General features: G+C 43.4%; 1 protein-coding gene. It reads left to right on the plus strand.

What is annotated here, in order from left to right; genetic code table 11:
- Window positions 1–44 precede the first annotated feature (44 nt).
- On the plus strand, window positions 45–592 hold a 548-nt coding region (locus A3756_RS18050), incomplete at its 3' end, for a metalloregulator ArsR/SmtB family transcription factor (protein ID WP_197481371.1).

Genomic DNA, 592 nt, shown 5'->3' on the forward strand with positions numbered 1-592 from the left:
TATTGTGTTTGCTATATCAATATATATTGATATACTTCAAAACTATGATGATAAGCACCTCGAAAGTAGAACCGATTAATTGCGGCGACATCCACCTCCTTAGCCAGGCTCTCAAAGCTTGCGGTGACCCTCTTCGCCTTCAGATCCTTCAGGTACTGCAGTTTGAGACCTTTGGCGTACTCGAGCTGACTCAACTTTTTAACACCAAACAGTCTGGCATGAGTCACCATTTAAAGGTACTCAGCCAATCAAGTCTTGTAGAAGCACAGCGCGAAGGTAATGCCGTCTTTTATCGTCGTCCAGTCTCATTCGATTCACAGCGAGTAAAGTCTACTACTGAACAATTATTTTCCTTAGTTGACCAGTGCCCGCTTGATCAAAGCCTACAAGACAAAATCAAATGTATTCAGGAACAACGTGCAGTTCAATCGCAAGCATTTTTTTCGCGCAATGCAGACCGCTTTCATGAACAACAAGAGCTTATTGCGAAACATAGCTTATATGCGCAAGCAAGCTTTGAGCTTCTTCTGCAAGAGCAGCGCGCCAATCTAGCAGAACAAACCATTATTGAATTTGGGCCAGGAGAAGGTCA

This window comes from Oleiphilus sp. HI0086 (assembly GCF_001635225.1).